The following is a 15,205-nucleotide window of genomic DNA, read 5'->3' as shown; positions in this document are numbered from 1 at the left end:
GCCTCATCTTCTCAAGAGTTGAGGCCTCCACGAAACCCGGGGCGATTCAGTGTGCCCCAGCAGATGTGCGATGGTGGTTTCGGGTACACCCGACTTCTGAAGCCGTGTCGCGAAAGTGCGACGGAAGCTTTTAAAGTTGAAGCCACCGTTGAGGGCTACTGGGCAATGCTGTCCGATGAAGCCCGCTCCTGTCACAGGCCCGCAGAAGAAACGGCTCGCGGCACGTGAGTACAGATGCTTTTCGTCAAAGCGCAGTTCTGAAAAAAGCAGGGCATCCGGGCCTTCTGCCTGGCGCCGCTCCATCACGAAGTCTAGGAAACCCATTTCGATCAGCTTCGAGCAGACAGGAATCTCGCGCCTCGATGACGAATTTTTCAGAGACTTGTTGAAGCCGTTGTCGTTAATGCTAATCAGCGGCACGCCGTGAACATCGTGGAACACGTCGTGAACACGTAGCTGGCAAAGCTCGTTGAGCCTGGCTCCCGTGAAGATACCGAGTGGCATCAACCAGAAACAATAGCTGTGGGCATCGTGGCGTACATGGGCTATCGGTGTCCCAGGTTCGTATGCCTGATAAGGCCAGCTATCGAAGAGACCAACGAGGTTGGAGTCCAGAAGCGCTTTCGTCTCTACCTGAGATTTAGTCTGGCAGCCATGTACTTTCACAGGCTCAGCAAGCAACTGATCGTTGACAGCTTCGTTGATCATTCTGTTGAAGAGCTGGAAATAGCCTTGCAGGTTGCCCCCTTGGCTCTGCGATGTGCTGTTCTGCTTCAGGAGAGCAGGAAGCTGGTCCTTAAGAGTCTGAATATCCGCACTGCTGAGTTCACAAACTCGCCGCTCTGGATTTTCTGCAGTGAGAACGCGTTTGATCTTCTCCATGCGTGCTCGGAGCATGTACTCGTTCTTGGCGCTGTAGTCGTTCGAGCGCAAAAAGCGAGAGAGCACGGTATCTAGGTATTCACTCAAAAGGGGAGAGTAGTGATAACGGTTGAGCGCATTCACGACCAGTGACAAGTGCGGAATGGCTAGCTCAAGAGACTTTTCATGGCCAGGAGCGGCACTTATGAAAAGGCCATTGAAGAAAGGGATGGATAGATTGGGGGTACGATTTACATTCATGTTAGCCTCACAATGGGTGAGGTCTAAACATAATGCTGGCTATATATACAGTCAATACTCTCTATCGAATTTTCCATCTTGATAGATTTTATTGACAATTTGTCAATATCGAAAAGCCTTGCTAGCAAAGGGGAAATGTCAGATTTCCCCTTTCTCCGGCCTCAGAAATTATTTTTGGATAAATGACTTCCAATGCCGTTTTTCGGACCAACTTGAGCTCTTGAGGGAGGCTTTTCCTCTAGGCCGTCCTACCTTGAAGGAGCCTTGACGGTCTTTCAGAAGCAGGTATTGGGAGTAATGAATATGCTCAACGGGGACCTCGAAGTCGATCTTGTCGAGCTCTTCCTTGAGAACATAGCTCGGATAGCAATCTCCATAGCCACCCGTGGTGCTGCGGTCCGCGTGCCCGACTAGGGCCTTGCCGATCAGCATGTCGAGCTTCTGCCGACGGAATTGGTTGATGAACGTATGCCGCAGGCCGTGGAAAGTCAGCTCGTCATCGCCCAGCCCGCATTGACCCAGGTAACCTTGGTCTTCCTTGCTGGAGCCGATAAACCAGCGGCTTGCCACATGCCCAGGCGACAGATCGCCATACACGCGGATGTTGTCGAAAAGCTGGGCCGACAGATCTCCGTCATTCGCATCCAGGCGTTGCTGATGAAACTCTAAAAACCCAGCTTCAAGAATGGCTTTATGCAGCGGCACGAGGCGCTCGGAGTCCGCCGTTTTTAGCTGACGTGCACCAGAACTGCTGATGCTGATCACCCAGACACCAAGCTCCTCGCGGATATCCCCGAGGCGAAGTTGGCAAAGCTCACTCAAGCGAGCACCGGTATAGAGGCCGAGCAGTGGCAGCCAGAAGCGATAGTCATCCAGTCGCCAGCGCGGAGGTTCTTTGAGGGTATACACGGGGCCATTAAGCAGTTGCTCAATCTGCCGGTGAGTGTAGGTGCGCTTGCGTGGTGAGGGGGCGCCTTTCGTGCTGAACACCAGGCCAGCGGCAAGGTTCTCTTTCAGATAACCCTGGTCGTGCGCATAGCCGACGACCGCCCGCGCTAGCTCAAAAAACTTCTTAGCTGTGCGCGCATTGATGGGCTCGTACTTGCCACCCTGGATGATTTGGCTCAAGGGCTGATAGCGTGTGGCCCGCAGGCGGTGGCGGTTTTTCGGATAGCTACGGAGCTGATCGCGCAGTGCGTTGAAGTCTGAACGGCTCAATGAGTCGAGTGTCCTGTGACCACCAATGAGCTCGGCAAGTCCTTCGAGACGTGCATGCATCGTGATGCGTGTGCGCGGATTGCTCCAAGCCCCTTCGCGGATTTGGCGCTCTTCGAACTCATTGACGAGTGCAGCAAAGTTGAGCTGCTCAGGATTGCTCAAGCCCGCTGGAATCAAACGGTCATTACTTGCCGGGGTGTCAAACAGCGTGGCCAGTTTCGTTTTTTGTGCCTCGGGCAGAACGCTGCTCAGCGCACTGAGCAGTGCCAGGGTGCCGGGGTCTTGTGGGGCGGGAGTGGCGTCATTTGCAGCGGCCAGCTCCGGAAGTGAAGTCATCGGTTCAGCTGGCAGAATTGGTCCGAGTGTGCGCCGAATCAGATCGCTGATTTCTTGCATTGCACGCTCATAAGCATCAGTCGAAGTGTGCTCCACAAAGCTCTGCAGCAAGATCTTATCGATCTGAATAAGCGTTGCTTGGATCATCAGCAACGCGACGATCGGCGAACTGGTCAGCAGTTCGACATTGATTTCAGACGGGCGCTGAGGGTTCGCTTTCAGGCGAGGGTGGCTGAGCGGAATACGCAGAGAATAAAGCCCGCTTTCTTCTTGCACGACTACGAAACGACTGCAGATTTCAAGCGAGTCGATGTCCACTTGCTGCTGATTCAGCCAGAAGCCGACGGCGTATGCAGATTGGGGCAGGCTCGGCGGAATGTGCAGCAGATTCCGGCCCTGGTCCGGGCGCGCGAAGCACAGATATTCATAGAACGACATCAGAGAGACGAGAGGATGCCCGGGGGCGTAACGGATACCTGTGAGCGGCAGCGTCTCTAGAGCTGTGATGGCGTTGTAGATGTAGATCGCTGCGCTGTTTGCCACTGCGGGGTCGCGAGTACCGAGAGGCCAGTCGAAGCGCGTGAAGCCGATATTGAGGACTTTCGTTAGCTTCTGACTAGGGAACAGCGCGAAGTGTATTTCTCCGCCTGGCTCTTCAGTAAAGAGAACCGGGTGCTCTTGGCATTCCCTCATCAAACGCTCATAGCCCGGCGTGGGGTCAATGGATGCGAGCTTGCTGGGAGAGGGGCGAATACGCCACACCATCCGCGTGCTCTCCAAATTTTGCTGCACGAGGTGGTGTAGTTCTTCGAGCTCGAAGAGAACGTTATGCGAGGAGAATCGAACACGGTCCTCATTGGTTTTTTGCAGGAATTGCTTGAACCGCAGGTTCAGATGCGCAGCCAGGTTGCGAGCAAGCGCTTCGTCATAACCCAGAGACCAGCGGATTTGCGCTGGTAGCTGTGGGTTGAGCGCGAAATGCTTGGGAAAGGTGAGGTAGTACTGAAAGCCGGTTTTGGCTTGATAGACGAGGTGCGGAACACCTGTTTTGCTTTGGCGCTGGGACATGATGGCATACCTTTTGGATTCACAGACGGACTGTGAGTAATCCAATGCCATCAAATCTGGTCTGAAACCCGCGTTCTAGACGGGTTTCAGTGTTGAATTGGTGGTGGGACACTCGCCCGCCACCGACAGTGGCATGAATGTACGCAAAACAGGATGCTCCTACTCTTGCGTACCGATGCGAAAGGTTTGACCGGGGCGCATCCTACCTCAAAACCAGCTTGGTTCGATCACTTTTCGACGGTCGACACTGGATACCAATCTTGACCCTTGTCCAACCGGGGCCACAGCATCCATGTACAGCCCAGGCCTCCCAGACCACCCGCAGGACTTGCTACCTTCCCGAAACAGAGCGTTCATGGGCTCCCATTCACCACAAGGAGTTCACCATGACCACCACCCATTTCGATCAACAGCAACTGGCCGAGCGCTGGGGGCTGTCACCCAAGACGCTGGAGCGCTGGCGCGTCATCGGCACCGGACCAAAGTACATCCGGTTGCCTGGCAAGGTCATCTACCGTTTGTCCGACATCGAGGCCTACGAAAACGAGTGTCTGGTGTCATCGACTGCCGAGTTCCGAAAGCACACGAAGTTGTCCGGGCAGCCATTGGCCGCCGGGCGATGCTGACAGCGGTAATGGCAATCACACGTCAGGAGCGGGTACACAGACCGATTTCGTCGAATAGGCATGATGTTCTACCCCACTAAGCTCTCCGTCAATCTGCCAGTTTGAGCAACTCCTTACTCGAGAGCAACTCTTCGGCGAAGCGGCGCAGCATCCGAAAGTGGTTGTCAGCTAAAGGCTCCGTCTTCTTCGTGCCGTCAGCATGCGTCACCGTTCTGATCCAGAAACCCTCCTGAAGCGCTTGCAGTTTGGCATCAGGGTTGTCGACGTGGGCACCACCATCCTTGTTGGCCGCTGCAAGCACGACGTCTTTCCGTGTGTAAGCCTTCTTGTCACGGATGAAAACAGGCTGCTCCCACCAATCAGCACAGAGAATGGTAGGCGAATCTCCCGGTACCGGGTCATATTCGAGCTTGTGGCCAAACGTCATACCTGCCATTAACTCCCCGAAATCCGTGGTTTCGAGAAAGTCATTCGGCACAGTCTTTGCGGTCGTCACTAACGGCAAAGTATGCTTTCGCCCCATTTTTGTAAGCAGTGACTCACTTTTTTGAGTGTCGTGGCAAAGAACACGGATAGCGACACCGATGCGTATGGCCTCCTCTGGGCACCCGTTGTCATAAGCGGCAACAGAATTCCGGAGAAAAACGAGCTGTCGCTTCAGGTGCGCGGAGAGGTCTTCTGCCGGGGGTGAGTGTTTCATCGCGAAACCCTACTATTAACTTTGCGCCGAGCGCGTAGATCGATTGGCAAGAGCGGCTTTGGTCATCGCCACAACGCCAATACCAACGGCAAGCCATAACGTGAGACTCCGGCTGACGAGCGATGCGGTGATGGCATCCGTCAGTCCAACGCCTGCCGCCGACAGAAGCAACACGATAGCGGCTTCTGTCGCCCCCAGCCCACCAGGGATGAACGACACAGCGCCGGCCAAGATACTCAGGCAGTAAATCGCGACGACGGTGCTGGCCGTTAATTCATAGCCAAGCGCATGAACAATCAAATAAAGCGAGATGCCCTGCGCCATCCAGGCCATAAGGCTCAAAGGTGCGGCCACAGCGACTCGCCGACCCGACAATAGAAAACGAACGGACGCAACCAGGTTTGCCGCATGGCCAGCAACTGAGCTGCCTGCGGCTCGCCTTCCAATCAAGCTGAGCAGACGCGAGCGGAGCAGCAAAGTGACGATAACGATGCAGGCGATTGCAGCAAACATCCACAGCCGCTGCTCCGGGAACATCGATACCGCCAGCGACGCCAGAGCCCCCACTGCGACCAAATCCAAAAGCCGCTCCGACACAAAGGCGCCAATGCTGTGTGGATAGCTGACGCCGTAGGGATGGAGATAAACGGATCGGATCGTTTCTCCAGCCTTGCCCGGGGTGAGTGTCAGCGCAAATGCCGCCAGGTAGATTTCGAGGTTGCGAAGGATCGGCACCTTGTGCCCCAGAGCAACGATGAAATGATGCCAGCGGGAAAACCGAAGGAGATAGCTCAGGAAGGAAAGCACCACCACCTGCGCCCAAAGCATCCCGGGCAGCGCCGAGACCGCAGCACCAAACGCCTCCCAATCCGCCAGAGTCGCCATGCCGACGTACATCACCACCGTCACTACGATGGCCAAAGATATCGATCGAACCGGAATCCGGCTCGCGGTAGCTTGGGTTATCGCCTGAGCATCGGCCGTCCGTGATTCATCCATCAAGCCAACATCACGCTCACTGCGGCGGCAACCGCGATACCCACGGCGATGCCGGCGGCAATTTCCAATCGGGTGTGGCCCATGCGCTCGCGCAGTGCCTGATGGTCAGATGCCCCGGCTGCCAACTTGTTAATGGCCACCGCATGCTTCCCCACCTGCCGGCGCAGGCTATTGGCATCCAGCATCACAATAAACGCCAGTGTAATGGCGACACCGAAGGCAGGGTGTCCGACACCCTCCTTGAGGGCAATGAGCGCAGCCATGCTACTGACGATCGCGCTGTGGTTGCTGGGCAACCCACCGTAGCCGATGAGACCGAACGCGAGTTGCTTGGCCTTGATGCTGTTGATAATGAATTTTGAGACTCCAGCGACGAGCCAAGCCAGAAATGGGGTCAGGGCGTAAGAGAAATCCATGGTCACCCCTGCACTGGCCAAAGTGCCCAGCCGCAGGCAGCCACCCACAGCACCACGGTAAGCAACAGCTGCCAGTCAGCCAGCAGTGCATCAGTTGGCGACTCGCCGCCATCAAGGGCCTCCACCACGAACCAGTAGCGGAACAGGCCAAACAGGACTAACGGAACCGTGATGACCAACTCGGGCTTGGCGGACATCACGAACATGCTGTAGAACAGCAGCGCCCCGGTTGCCGACATCTCAGCGTAGCGATCCACCAGCGAAACGGAATACTTCTCCAGCACCTTGCGGCCCTCCGTTCCGCTTTGACTGAGCTCCTGGCGGCGTTTGACGGCAGCCAGGTACAGCGCCAGGCACAGGGTCGTGATGAACATCCAGGAGGACACGGGCACGTCCAGTGCCATGGCGCCCGCGTAGACGCGCAGGACAAAACCAATGGCGATGGTGAAGATGTCGACCACCGGCTGGTGCTTGAGCACGAAGGTGTAGGCCAGGTTCAGCACCAGATAGGCCGCGATAACCATCACCACCTTTGGTGCAACGAACCAGCCCCATACCAGCACAGCATAGAGACCCGTGAGCAGGATCAGCGCAGAGGGCACCGAAACGGTACCGGCCGCTAGGGGACGGGTCTTGGACTTCTTCGGGTGGCGACGGTCGCGCTCGATGTCGTGCATGTCGTTGATGATGTAGGTCGCCGACGAGGCGACGCAGAACAGCAGCACTGCCAAAAGGGCATGACTGACCGCACCAGCATCCAAAAACGCCCCAGAAAACACCAGCGGCGCCAGAACAAAGCCGTTCTTGACCCACTGCTTTGGCCGCATCAGCTTGATTAAGCCCAGCATCTGAGCTAGAGGCGAGCGGGCCATTACGGTATCATGCATTATTTTTGAACCTCGGTGATATCATTGAATGTTTGCCTCGTCTAAGCTGGCGATCAACTATGCCATTTTCGCACTAATCGCAACTGCAGCAAACATTGGCGCTCAGGATCTTGTCATCCGTACCTACAGCGGCGCCTTCGACATCCTGGCCTCGGTCGTCGTGGGCACGGGCGTCGGGCTTGTGGTCAAGTACATCCTCGACAAGCGCTACATCTTCCGCTTCCGGGCACGCAGCGTCGCCCACGACACACAGACTTTCGCCCTCTATACCGTCATGGGCCTGGTCACGACCGTGATCTTCTGGGGCTTCGAGTTTGGCTTCCATCACATCTTCGAGACCAAGGAAATGCGCTACCTCGGCGGCGTTATTGGTCTTGCGATCGGCTACCTGACCAAGTACCACCTCGACAAGCGTTACGTCTTCCGCACGGAGGTCGTATGAAGCCGGTTACTTCCTGGGGGCGCTTGAGCGCCGATCCTCATCATGTCGTCGGCCTGAATGATCCCTCTAGGGTTAAGGCGCTGGTTTGCCATGGGACCCACCCTGGCGTCGCCCATGGCATGGGTCGCAGCTACGGGGACGTCTGCCTGAATTCAGAAGGTACGCTCTGGGTCACAACCGGGCTCGATCATTTCATCGCTTTCGACGACAGCACCGGCCGCTTGGTGTGTGAGGCTGGCGTGCTGCTGCGGGACATCCAGCGCCAGGTCATTCCGCGCGGCTGGATTCTGCCCGTGACGCCGGGGACTCAACTGGTGACCGTTGGAGGGGCGATCGCCAACGATGTGCACGGCAAAAACCATCACGTATTGGGCTCATTCGGCGATCACGTTCAGAACCTCACTCTCGTTCGGACCGATGGCGAGATCATCCAGTGCGGACCACATGAGCGACCTGATTGGTTCGCCGCCACAGTGGGAGGATTGGGCCTGACGGGTGTGATCACCCAAGCTGAGATCCAGTTGCGCCGTGTGTCCGGCCCTTGGCTGGACACGGAGACCGTGCCCTATGCCAATCTGGACGAGTTCTTCCGGCTCGCGGATTATTCCGAGGCCGATTGGGAACACACGGTGTCCTGGATTGACTGCATTACGGGGGGCGGCGGGCGCGGCTTGTTCATGCGCGGCAACCCCACCAACGTCGGAGATCGCCTGGCACCTCAGGGGCGTAAACTGACCATGCCGATGGTGCCGCCCGTTTCCCTGGTCAATCGGCTGTCGCTGCGCCCCTTCAACATGGCCTACTACCAACTCAAGAAGTGGCAGGCCGGGCGGGCCATCACGCACTACGAGCCGTTTTTCTATCCCCTGGACAACCTGCTCGAGTGGAACCGGATGTACGGCCCGAAGGGCTTCTTCCAGTACCAGAGTGTGGTTCCACGCGAAGTTGGGCAAGACGCGGTTCAGGCCATGCTCAAAGAAATCGCCCGATCGGGAGATGGTTCGTTCCTCGCTGTCCTGAAGACGTTTGGCAACCGCCAGCCGGTGGGGATGCTGAGCTTCCCACAGCCAGGGGTGACACTGGCACTGGACTTTCCGAATCATGGGGATCGCACGCACAAGCTTTTCGAACGCCTGGATGCCATCGTGCGTGAGGCCAAGGGCCGCATCTATCTGGCCAAGGATGCACGAATGCCCAGAGAACTCTTTGAAGCAGGCTATCCGCGCCTGGCTGAATTCATGAAATACAGAGACCCGGGGATTAGCTCCGGTCTTTCACGCCGTTTGATGGGAAGTTGAATGAACAACAAGAAGAGAATCGTCATTATTGGCGCCACCTCGGCAATCGCCGAGCACTGCGCCAGGCTCTGGCTGGAAAAGCAGCCAGCCGACCTGACTTTGGTGGGCCGCGATACGCAGCGCATTGAGCGGGTTGCAACAGACCTCAAGGTACGTAGCCCGCAATCCGAGATTCGGGTTGCCCAAGCAGAATTCCTGAATCCTGAAGCCATAAACGCCACGGTTGGGGATATCGTCAAATCGGGGCGCGTCGATATCGTCTTGATTGCGCATGGATCGCTGCCAGAGCAAACCGAGTGCCAGACTGATCTTCAGTCTTGCCGTGATGCACTGGAGATCAACGGGGTGTCACCCGTCCTTTATGCCGAGGCCTTTGCCAAAGAGATGGAAAAAGCCAATCACGGCACCATCGCATTGATCGGCTCTGTGGCCGGCGACCGGGGGCGCAAGTCCAACTATGTCTACGGCGCAGCCAAAGGACTGGTTACGCGCTACGCCCAAGGCTTGCAGCACCGTTTTGCGGGTAGCGGGGTCAAGGTGGTGTTGATAAAACCTGGCCCGACTGATACCCCGATGACGGCTCACCTCAAGGGCAAGGGCGCCAAGCTCGCGCCTGTTGAAGGAGTGGCAAAGCAGATTGTTGAGGGCGTGGAATCGGGTAAGCCGGTTATCTACGCGCCTGGGAAGTGGTGGTTGATCATGATGGTTATTCGACATCTGCCTTCTATCGTCTTCAACAAGCTGGATATCTAAGTTCATGAATAAAAGCAAAAACATATTTTTGTTCTTTTTGCTGACTTTAAGTCTGGCCAATATATTCGCAAGTTACGTTTCGGGATCTCCTATCCAAAGCCATCTATTTAATTCGGATGCGCTTTATCTCCCCACTTTATTTTCAGATATTTTTCAGAATAACGGGAGGATTAAAGATTGGTTCCTTACTCCGGCGCCATACTTTTTTCCCGATTATCCAGCATTCATGCTGGCTTACTTGATCGGATCGACACCTTACAGCCAAATAATTTTATTTGCATTAATCCAGACAACTTTGACGTTTTTTGCGATTTGGTTTGTCGCAAGTGTAACTGCCAAGGTTAATTCATTTCTCACAGCATCAACTGGGCTAGTTATTTTAATATGGCTAGCATTGAGCGCTGGCGAGCCTTTTGTTTTAATCCTCAATAGTGCTTATCACTATGGCGCATTTCTCTCAGCTATATTTTTGGTGGCCTTATGGATTAAATTTAACAACGAAGACCAAAGCAAAAAGAGATCGCGACTTTTTTTGCTCATGGCAGCAATTACTTATGTCACCACGCTATCAGACAATCTATTCCTAGTTCAATTTATTGCGCCATTTATTGCAGTTCAAATTTTGACTGCAATAGCGGGGCGCGATTTTTCATTCAAAAACAAGATCCCTCCAATACTTCTAGCAATTTGCAGTCTCCTTGGATCGATATCCTACAAGTGGGCTGTAGAAAATCAAACCCGTTACCCTACAGCTATAGGAATCGATAAGCTATCTTCAAACCTAAAAGATATTTATGAACTACTCCACTCGGCAACAATAGACAACCCAGCGTTTGGTCTTATTTTTCTGCTCTATATTGGAATCGTACTGAACTCTTTCACCCAACTCATGAGAGGTGAAAGAGAAGGCTCTGAGTTATCTTGGCTTGCCACATTTTCTTTTTTATCCTTCTGCGCAACACTCGGAGCAGTGTCGCTGGTGACAAACCTGCCGATTACAAGTAGATATCTAATTCCAGCGCTTTCTTGGCCAGTAATTGTTGTTTTTATCTTCCTGAGTTACCGCCTGCGTGACCATTTCTCCAATATAGCAATTGCAATCTCTTTGCTGATATTGGCGCCCATGAGCTGGTCGTCATACCATTCCATGATGAGCAATGGGATCGAAAAACAATACTATCCGGAAGAGATATCCTGCATAGACAATGCTCTCGAAAAGGAGAATCTTCATAATGGAATCGCTCAGTACTGGGATGCTAAATATCTTCAGAATTTCAGCAGATTAAATCTAAACGTCGCTCAACACTTCGACAATCTGGGGGAAATGTATTGGATTACATCAAAAGAATATTTCAAGCAATCCTATGACTTCGCTATTATCTCGGAGAGCGCCGCGCCTCCATACAAGATATCTTCCGAAGTACTAACGCGCATAAATGGCACCCCAAAATCAGTGAAATCTTGTGGAAGCAAATTAGTCTTTATGTATGGCAAGGACAAAATGCGCGTTAGAAAAATTGTCTCAGTGGGTGATTCATATACATGGAAGGCATGCGAGCTGCCCACAATAATTGGAGAAAAAACAGCCGACTGCGAAATGCAAAAAAAAGACAATGCTCAATCGGGCCATGTAACTTTTGGCCCTTACGAGCAACTTCCAACCGGCCAATACACCTTTCAAATTGCGTACTCAAGCACCGCGAGTAAGGGAGAGACTGTAGGGGATTGGGATACTGTACTTGCTCTTCCCAATGAAGCAAAGGTTTTGAATTATGGGCCGATTGCAGGAACTGATGGAGCAACCGAAAATATTGTCGGTAAGTTCGCGTTGAATTCGGGACAAAATATGGAGAAGATTGAGATACGAACACTGGCCCGACCAAATGTAGATCTAAAAGTCCTCTACATTAGAGTCGACCGGGTGCAGTAAACGGCTTCCTCCGCCTTCCTTCGACGGACAAGCCCCGGCAGCCTTTTCCCCGCAGCCCACACCCACTTCATCAGCTCAGCGGGGATGCTTTCGTGTTCACCACGATTCACCTTCCGCCTAAGTGTCGAGCGCTGTAGCGCCCCGGCACCGAGGTTGAAGGTGAAAGAGACCAACGCATCGAACTGCCCGTCCGTTAGTGGCACCGAGATCAGCCGCAGCAAGGCTCGTTCGGCGATCCTCACGTCCTTACGCAGAAGATCGGTGGCCTGCGCTGGCGTGATGCCCGTTGCGAACTGATCTTGTTCATGTGCCAGAACGACATGCCCGTAACCGATAGTCGGGTAGCCAGCCGGGCAAATGTAAATGGTGGGGCTGAAGCCTTCAAACCGCCTGATCAGGTCGAGCCCCGCTTCGGTGACATGACGCATCAGCCACCCCGGCGCATCTTGCTGATCTGGCGGCTGCCAAACCAGAAGGACATCACAGCGGCAAACAGCGCCTGGGTCTCTTCGTCCCAAGTGGCCTGCAGGGCTGCTGCCAGGGTGATCCCGTCGGTTTCAAGCAAGGTGAACAGTGCCGAGACCTTCACCACTGCAAAGACCAGGAAGAAGGCATAGGTGATGACCGGGCGCACCGACGCCTGTAACGCCTCCACCCATGGTGAGTTGGAGGGATGGTTGGCGTAGCTGTACAGCGCCTGACTCTCGGCAACATCAGCTGCAATCTGGATTTCTTCCAGACGCTGGCTGTGGCCTAGCCGCTGCTGCTCCATCTGCCGATCCAGGATCGCCAGTTCATGCTTGCGATCCTGGCTGTCGCGAAACAGCTTGAGGAATTCCGGGAAGGTGCTGCTGAGGAAACCCAGCAGTGATCCGAGCAAGGTCAGCATGATCAGTGACCTCCCCCAAAGAGCTTCAACTTGATCAGTGCGCCAGCGACCAAGACCAGGATGAAGCCCGTGGTCACCATACGCACCAAGGTCTGCCAGGCCGTGTGCTTGGCAGTGTTGAAGGCCTCGAGTAATCCGCGCAGTTCACGGATGTCGGCGGCTGCACTTTCGCCATCCAGACCGACATCGGTCATGGCGCGCTTGGCGCCGCGTTCGGCGGCGTCCTCGATCAATCGCTTAAATTCGTCCAGCGGCATGGATACCCAGCCGTCTCGGGTATTCGGTGTGTTCATCACGGTCTCCAGAAGCAAGAAACCCCGCACAGTGGCGGGGTCGATGGGGTAAAAGGATTCGCAGGTCACGGGGCGCTGGGGATGGCCACGGTCGAAGTGCGTTGAGGGGGTTTGTTGTGCCCGGCTTTGGCCTTGCCTGACTTGCCGGCTGAGATTTCCACTGACGTGCTCCAGCTTTGACCGGCCAGCTGGTGGGTGACCGACTCGATCAGGTAGGTGCCGTCGACCTCTTGCTTGAACCCCTGCAACTCGACCGACTTCTCGGCGGCCAGATCGGCACGGCCACGCAACTCCAGTTGGCCGCTCGCGGTCTGCCGGTTCATGCCGGCCAATTTGGCTTTGGCTGCAGCCTTGGCGGCGCTGGGATTCGGATAGATGTGTCGATCGGTATGCGTGGCGCTGCTGGAACCGGCCGGGGCATCCGGGTTCGGGATGACGATGTCGACCTTTTTGCCGGTCTTCGTGTCGTGCGCCTGGGTTTTCACGGCACCAACGCTGCCCCGATCGGGGAAGGTCAGGCGATAGCTGGTTACTTCGTTTGGTGAGAGACGGATCACCGGCAGGCTTTTACCCGAGGCGGTCTTACCGTCAGCGCGCGGCAGGACCACGAGCTTTCGGTCCTTCAGGGTGGCCGTGGCGTTGTATTGACGCGCCAAGCGGGTCAGGAAGTTCAAGTCCGACTCGCCGACCTGATCGGCCCGAGGCACCGTCGTGGTGATCGAGCAGACCGCCTGCCAGCGGTTGCGGGCGGCGACCTCGCGAATGATTTGCGACAGCGGCACGTTTTCCCAGGCGTGCTGGCGTGGGCTTTTGGCAAGACCTGCCATCTCCGCCGGCTTGCCGCGAATGACCAGAGTGCGTGGTGGACCAGAGAACTCGATCTCGTCCACGGTGTAGGCGCCCATGAAGCTGAGGCCCTGGCCCTCCCAACCCAGCGAGATGCGCAGCTGTGCGCCTTTCCTGGGGAAAGCAATCCGGTCGTCACGGTCATCCAGCCGGATCTCGCACTCGTCAGACTGCAGCCCGGCCCGGTCAGTCAGTTGCAGGCTGATCAGCCGGTCTTTGAGCAGGTCGGTGATGTCCTGATCGTTGGCAATCACCTGGAAGATGGCACGCATCGGTCAGTCCCACAGGTTGATCACGTCGGTGCGCGCAGGGGCCAGATCCGGCAGATGGATGACGACACCTGAGACAAAGGGCTGAGCGCGCGCAGCCAGTCCCGGATTGGCTTCCAGTACTGCCTCGACCGTGCCCATCAGATGCCCGTAGTGCTGGTGGCAGAGGCGATCGAGCACATCGCCGTCAGAGGTTTTGATAGTCGTCGCCATAGCGTTTGAACTCCACGGTAAAGGTCTGCTTGCGCGGTGCGCCGTCGGCCATCAGGTCGCTTTGATCTTCCGAGACGCTGGCCAAATACCAGCGTCCGAGGGTTTCGCCATGGCCGGCGATGAGCTCGACCGGCTTCATCTGAAAGCCGATCCGGCGCAATGCGTTCAGCTGGGTCATGCCTGCCATCTGCGCAAAGACCACGCCTGAGAGCGTGAGCGACTCACCGCCCTGGTTGACCGCTTGCAGGGCCTGCGGTCGCCCCAGACGCTCCTGGGTGGCGATGTTGTATTGGCTTTGCCGGCGCAGGCTGTCGAAGGCCGCTGTGTTCAGGCCAAAGTAGAAACGCTCACCTTGTTCGGCGACCAGCACCAGCAGGTGTGGCCGGGCGCTGGAGAGCGTCGGCATACCGGTTCCCGCAGCCCGGCGTGTGCTCGAAGCGGTGGGTGATGCCAGCGGTGTCGTGGCGCCCGCACTGCCCAGTTGGGCTTTGAGTGCACCCAATTGCGCCGACACCGAGGTCGCTGCGCTCTGCACCGATCGCACCGCCGAGTCCAGACGCTTGGTGCCCGATTGGGCGGTATCGATCAGGCTGCCGACTCGCTGCGTGGCGCGATTGATCTCAGCCAGCCCAGCCTGCACGCTGGCCATGCCCCGGCCCAGGGCACTGCGTTCAAAGGCCGTCACGCTGACGGTAGGAAGCAGGGTCACCAGGCTTTTAAGGGCATTGGCGCCGCGCGTGAGCTCGGAGGATGTGTTCGCTGCCAGACGGAATATGTTTTCTGGTGGCTGGGCCGTCTGCGCCAGTTGTCCTAGTCGCTGCGCATGGCTGGTGGCGCGCGCAACCGATGAGCTGGCCTGGGAGACCCATTGGGTGATGGAAGACAGGGTCATCAGTTACC

The 15,205-nt window shown here is 55.9% G+C and carries 17 protein-coding genes; 5 read left to right on the top strand and 12 right to left on the bottom strand.

Features of this window, described 5'->3' with window-relative positions; translation table 11 throughout:
- Nucleotides 1-3: 3 nt before the first annotated feature.
- Both CL52_RS16430 and CL52_RS16425 read right to left on the bottom strand, forming a co-directional pair.
- Nucleotides 4-1,122 (bottom strand): tyrosine-type recombinase/integrase, encoded by a 1,119-nt coding sequence (locus tag CL52_RS16430; RefSeq protein WP_082041997.1) that lies wholly within the window; start codon nt 1,120-1,122, stop codon nt 4-6.
- 168 nt (nt 1,123-1,290) lie between these two features.
- Nucleotides 1,291-3,744 (bottom strand): site-specific integrase, encoded by a 2,454-nt coding sequence (locus CL52_RS16425; RefSeq protein WP_041104567.1) that lies wholly within the window; start codon nt 3,742-3,744, stop codon nt 1,291-1,293.
- Between the two features lie 386 nt (nt 3,745-4,130).
- On the opposite strand from CL52_RS16425, the gene CL52_RS16420 reads away from it, so the two are divergent.
- Nucleotides 4,131-4,370 carry a helix-turn-helix transcriptional regulator gene (locus CL52_RS16420; RefSeq protein ID WP_043221857.1) on the top strand — a complete coding sequence of 80 codons (240 nt, stop codon included), beginning with the start codon at nt 4,131-4,133 and terminating at the stop codon, nt 4,368-4,370.
- An 88-nt stretch (nt 4,371-4,458) separates the two neighbouring features.
- Here CL52_RS16420 and CL52_RS16415 read toward each other — a convergent pair whose 3' ends face one another.
- The 4 genes from CL52_RS16415 to CL52_RS16400 are packed head-to-tail and all read right to left on the bottom strand — an operon-like array spanning nt 4,459 to nt 7,372.
- Nucleotides 4,459-5,070 (bottom strand): hypothetical protein, encoded by a 612-nt coding sequence (locus CL52_RS16415; protein ID WP_143008654.1) that lies wholly within the window; start codon nt 5,068-5,070, stop codon nt 4,459-4,461.
- 15 nt (nt 5,071-5,085) lie between these two features.
- Nucleotides 5,086-6,069 (bottom strand): lysylphosphatidylglycerol synthase transmembrane domain-containing protein, encoded by a 984-nt coding sequence (locus CL52_RS16410; protein WP_043221853.1) that lies wholly within the window; start codon nt 6,067-6,069, stop codon nt 5,086-5,088.
- Nucleotides 6,069-6,485, bottom strand: coding sequence for a divergent PAP2 family protein (locus CL52_RS16405; RefSeq protein ID WP_043221851.1), 417 nt, complete (start codon nt 6,483-6,485; stop codon nt 6,069-6,071). The genes CL52_RS16410 and CL52_RS16405 overlap by 1 nt, the downstream gene beginning before the upstream one ends.
- A 2-nt stretch (nt 6,486-6,487) precedes the next feature.
- The gene (locus tag CL52_RS16400) at nt 6,488-7,372 is read right to left on the bottom strand and encodes a decaprenyl-phosphate phosphoribosyltransferase (protein ID WP_043221849.1); all 885 of its coding nucleotides are present in this window, start codon (nt 7,370-7,372) and stop codon (nt 6,488-6,490) included.
- Nucleotides 7,373-7,400: 28 nt separating this feature from the next.
- Here CL52_RS16400 and CL52_RS16395 point away from each other — a divergent pair, with 28 nt between their 5' ends.
- Genes CL52_RS16395 through CL52_RS21155 form a run of 4 tightly spaced genes read left to right on the top strand, consistent with a single transcriptional unit; the run spans nt 7,401 to nt 11,795 of the window.
- On the top strand, nt 7,401-7,814 hold the full coding sequence (locus CL52_RS16395; RefSeq protein ID WP_043221848.1) for a GtrA family protein: 414 nt from the start codon (nt 7,401-7,403) through the stop codon (nt 7,812-7,814).
- On the top strand, nt 7,811-9,112 hold the full coding sequence (locus tag CL52_RS16390; protein WP_043221846.1) for an FAD-binding oxidoreductase: 1,302 nt from the start codon (nt 7,811-7,813) through the stop codon (nt 9,110-9,112). The genes CL52_RS16395 and CL52_RS16390 overlap by 4 nt, the downstream gene beginning before the upstream one ends.
- On the top strand, nt 9,113-9,865 hold the full coding sequence (locus CL52_RS16385; RefSeq protein WP_043221844.1) for an SDR family NAD(P)-dependent oxidoreductase: 753 nt from the start codon (nt 9,113-9,115) through the stop codon (nt 9,863-9,865).
- Nucleotides 9,866-9,869: 4 nt separating this feature from the next.
- Nucleotides 9,870-11,795: a hypothetical protein gene (locus tag CL52_RS21155; RefSeq protein WP_143008655.1), complete on the top strand. Its 1,926-nt coding sequence runs from the start codon at nt 9,870-9,872 to the stop codon at nt 11,793-11,795.
- Here the strand turns inward: CL52_RS21155 and CL52_RS16380 are convergent.
- The 6 genes from CL52_RS16380 to CL52_RS16355 form a co-directional block, all read right to left on the bottom strand.
- Nucleotides 11,768-12,223 (bottom strand): lysozyme, encoded by a 456-nt coding sequence (locus CL52_RS16380; RefSeq protein WP_043221842.1) that lies wholly within the window; start codon nt 12,221-12,223, stop codon nt 11,768-11,770. The two genes, CL52_RS21155 and CL52_RS16380, sit on opposite strands and share 28 nt — an antisense overlap.
- A complete protein-coding gene (locus tag CL52_RS16375) occupies nt 12,223-12,684 on the bottom strand; it encodes a hypothetical protein (protein ID WP_200889404.1) in 462 nt (153 codons plus the stop codon). Before CL52_RS16375 ends, CL52_RS16380 begins: the two co-directional genes overlap by 1 nt.
- A gap of 2 nt (nt 12,685-12,686) precedes the next feature.
- The gene (locus tag CL52_RS16370; protein WP_043221841.1) at nt 12,687-12,977 is read right to left on the bottom strand and encodes a DUF6127 family protein; all 291 of its coding nucleotides are present in this window, start codon (nt 12,975-12,977) and stop codon (nt 12,687-12,689) included.
- Nucleotides 12,978-13,042: 65 nt separating this feature from the next.
- Nucleotides 13,043-14,095: a phage late control D family protein gene (locus CL52_RS16365; protein ID WP_043221838.1), complete on the bottom strand. Its 1,053-nt coding sequence runs from the start codon at nt 14,093-14,095 to the stop codon at nt 13,043-13,045.
- 3 nt (nt 14,096-14,098) lie between these two features.
- On the bottom strand, nt 14,099-14,305 hold the full coding sequence (locus CL52_RS16360) for a tail protein X (RefSeq protein ID WP_200889403.1): 207 nt from the start codon (nt 14,303-14,305) through the stop codon (nt 14,099-14,101).
- Entirely contained in the window at nt 14,280-15,197 is a 918-nt protein-coding gene (locus CL52_RS16355; RefSeq protein WP_052264587.1) for a phage tail protein, read from the bottom strand. The genes CL52_RS16360 and CL52_RS16355 overlap by 26 nt, the downstream gene beginning before the upstream one ends.
- Nucleotides 15,198-15,205 lie beyond the last annotated feature (8 nt).

It is taken from the genome of Stutzerimonas balearica DSM 6083 (assembly GCF_000818015.1).
Taxonomy (GTDB): Bacteria; Pseudomonadota; Gammaproteobacteria; order Pseudomonadales; family Pseudomonadaceae; genus Stutzerimonas; species Stutzerimonas balearica.
The sequence above is the reverse complement of the archived record's forward strand: the minus strand, read 5'-3'. Positions and strand labels throughout refer to the sequence as shown.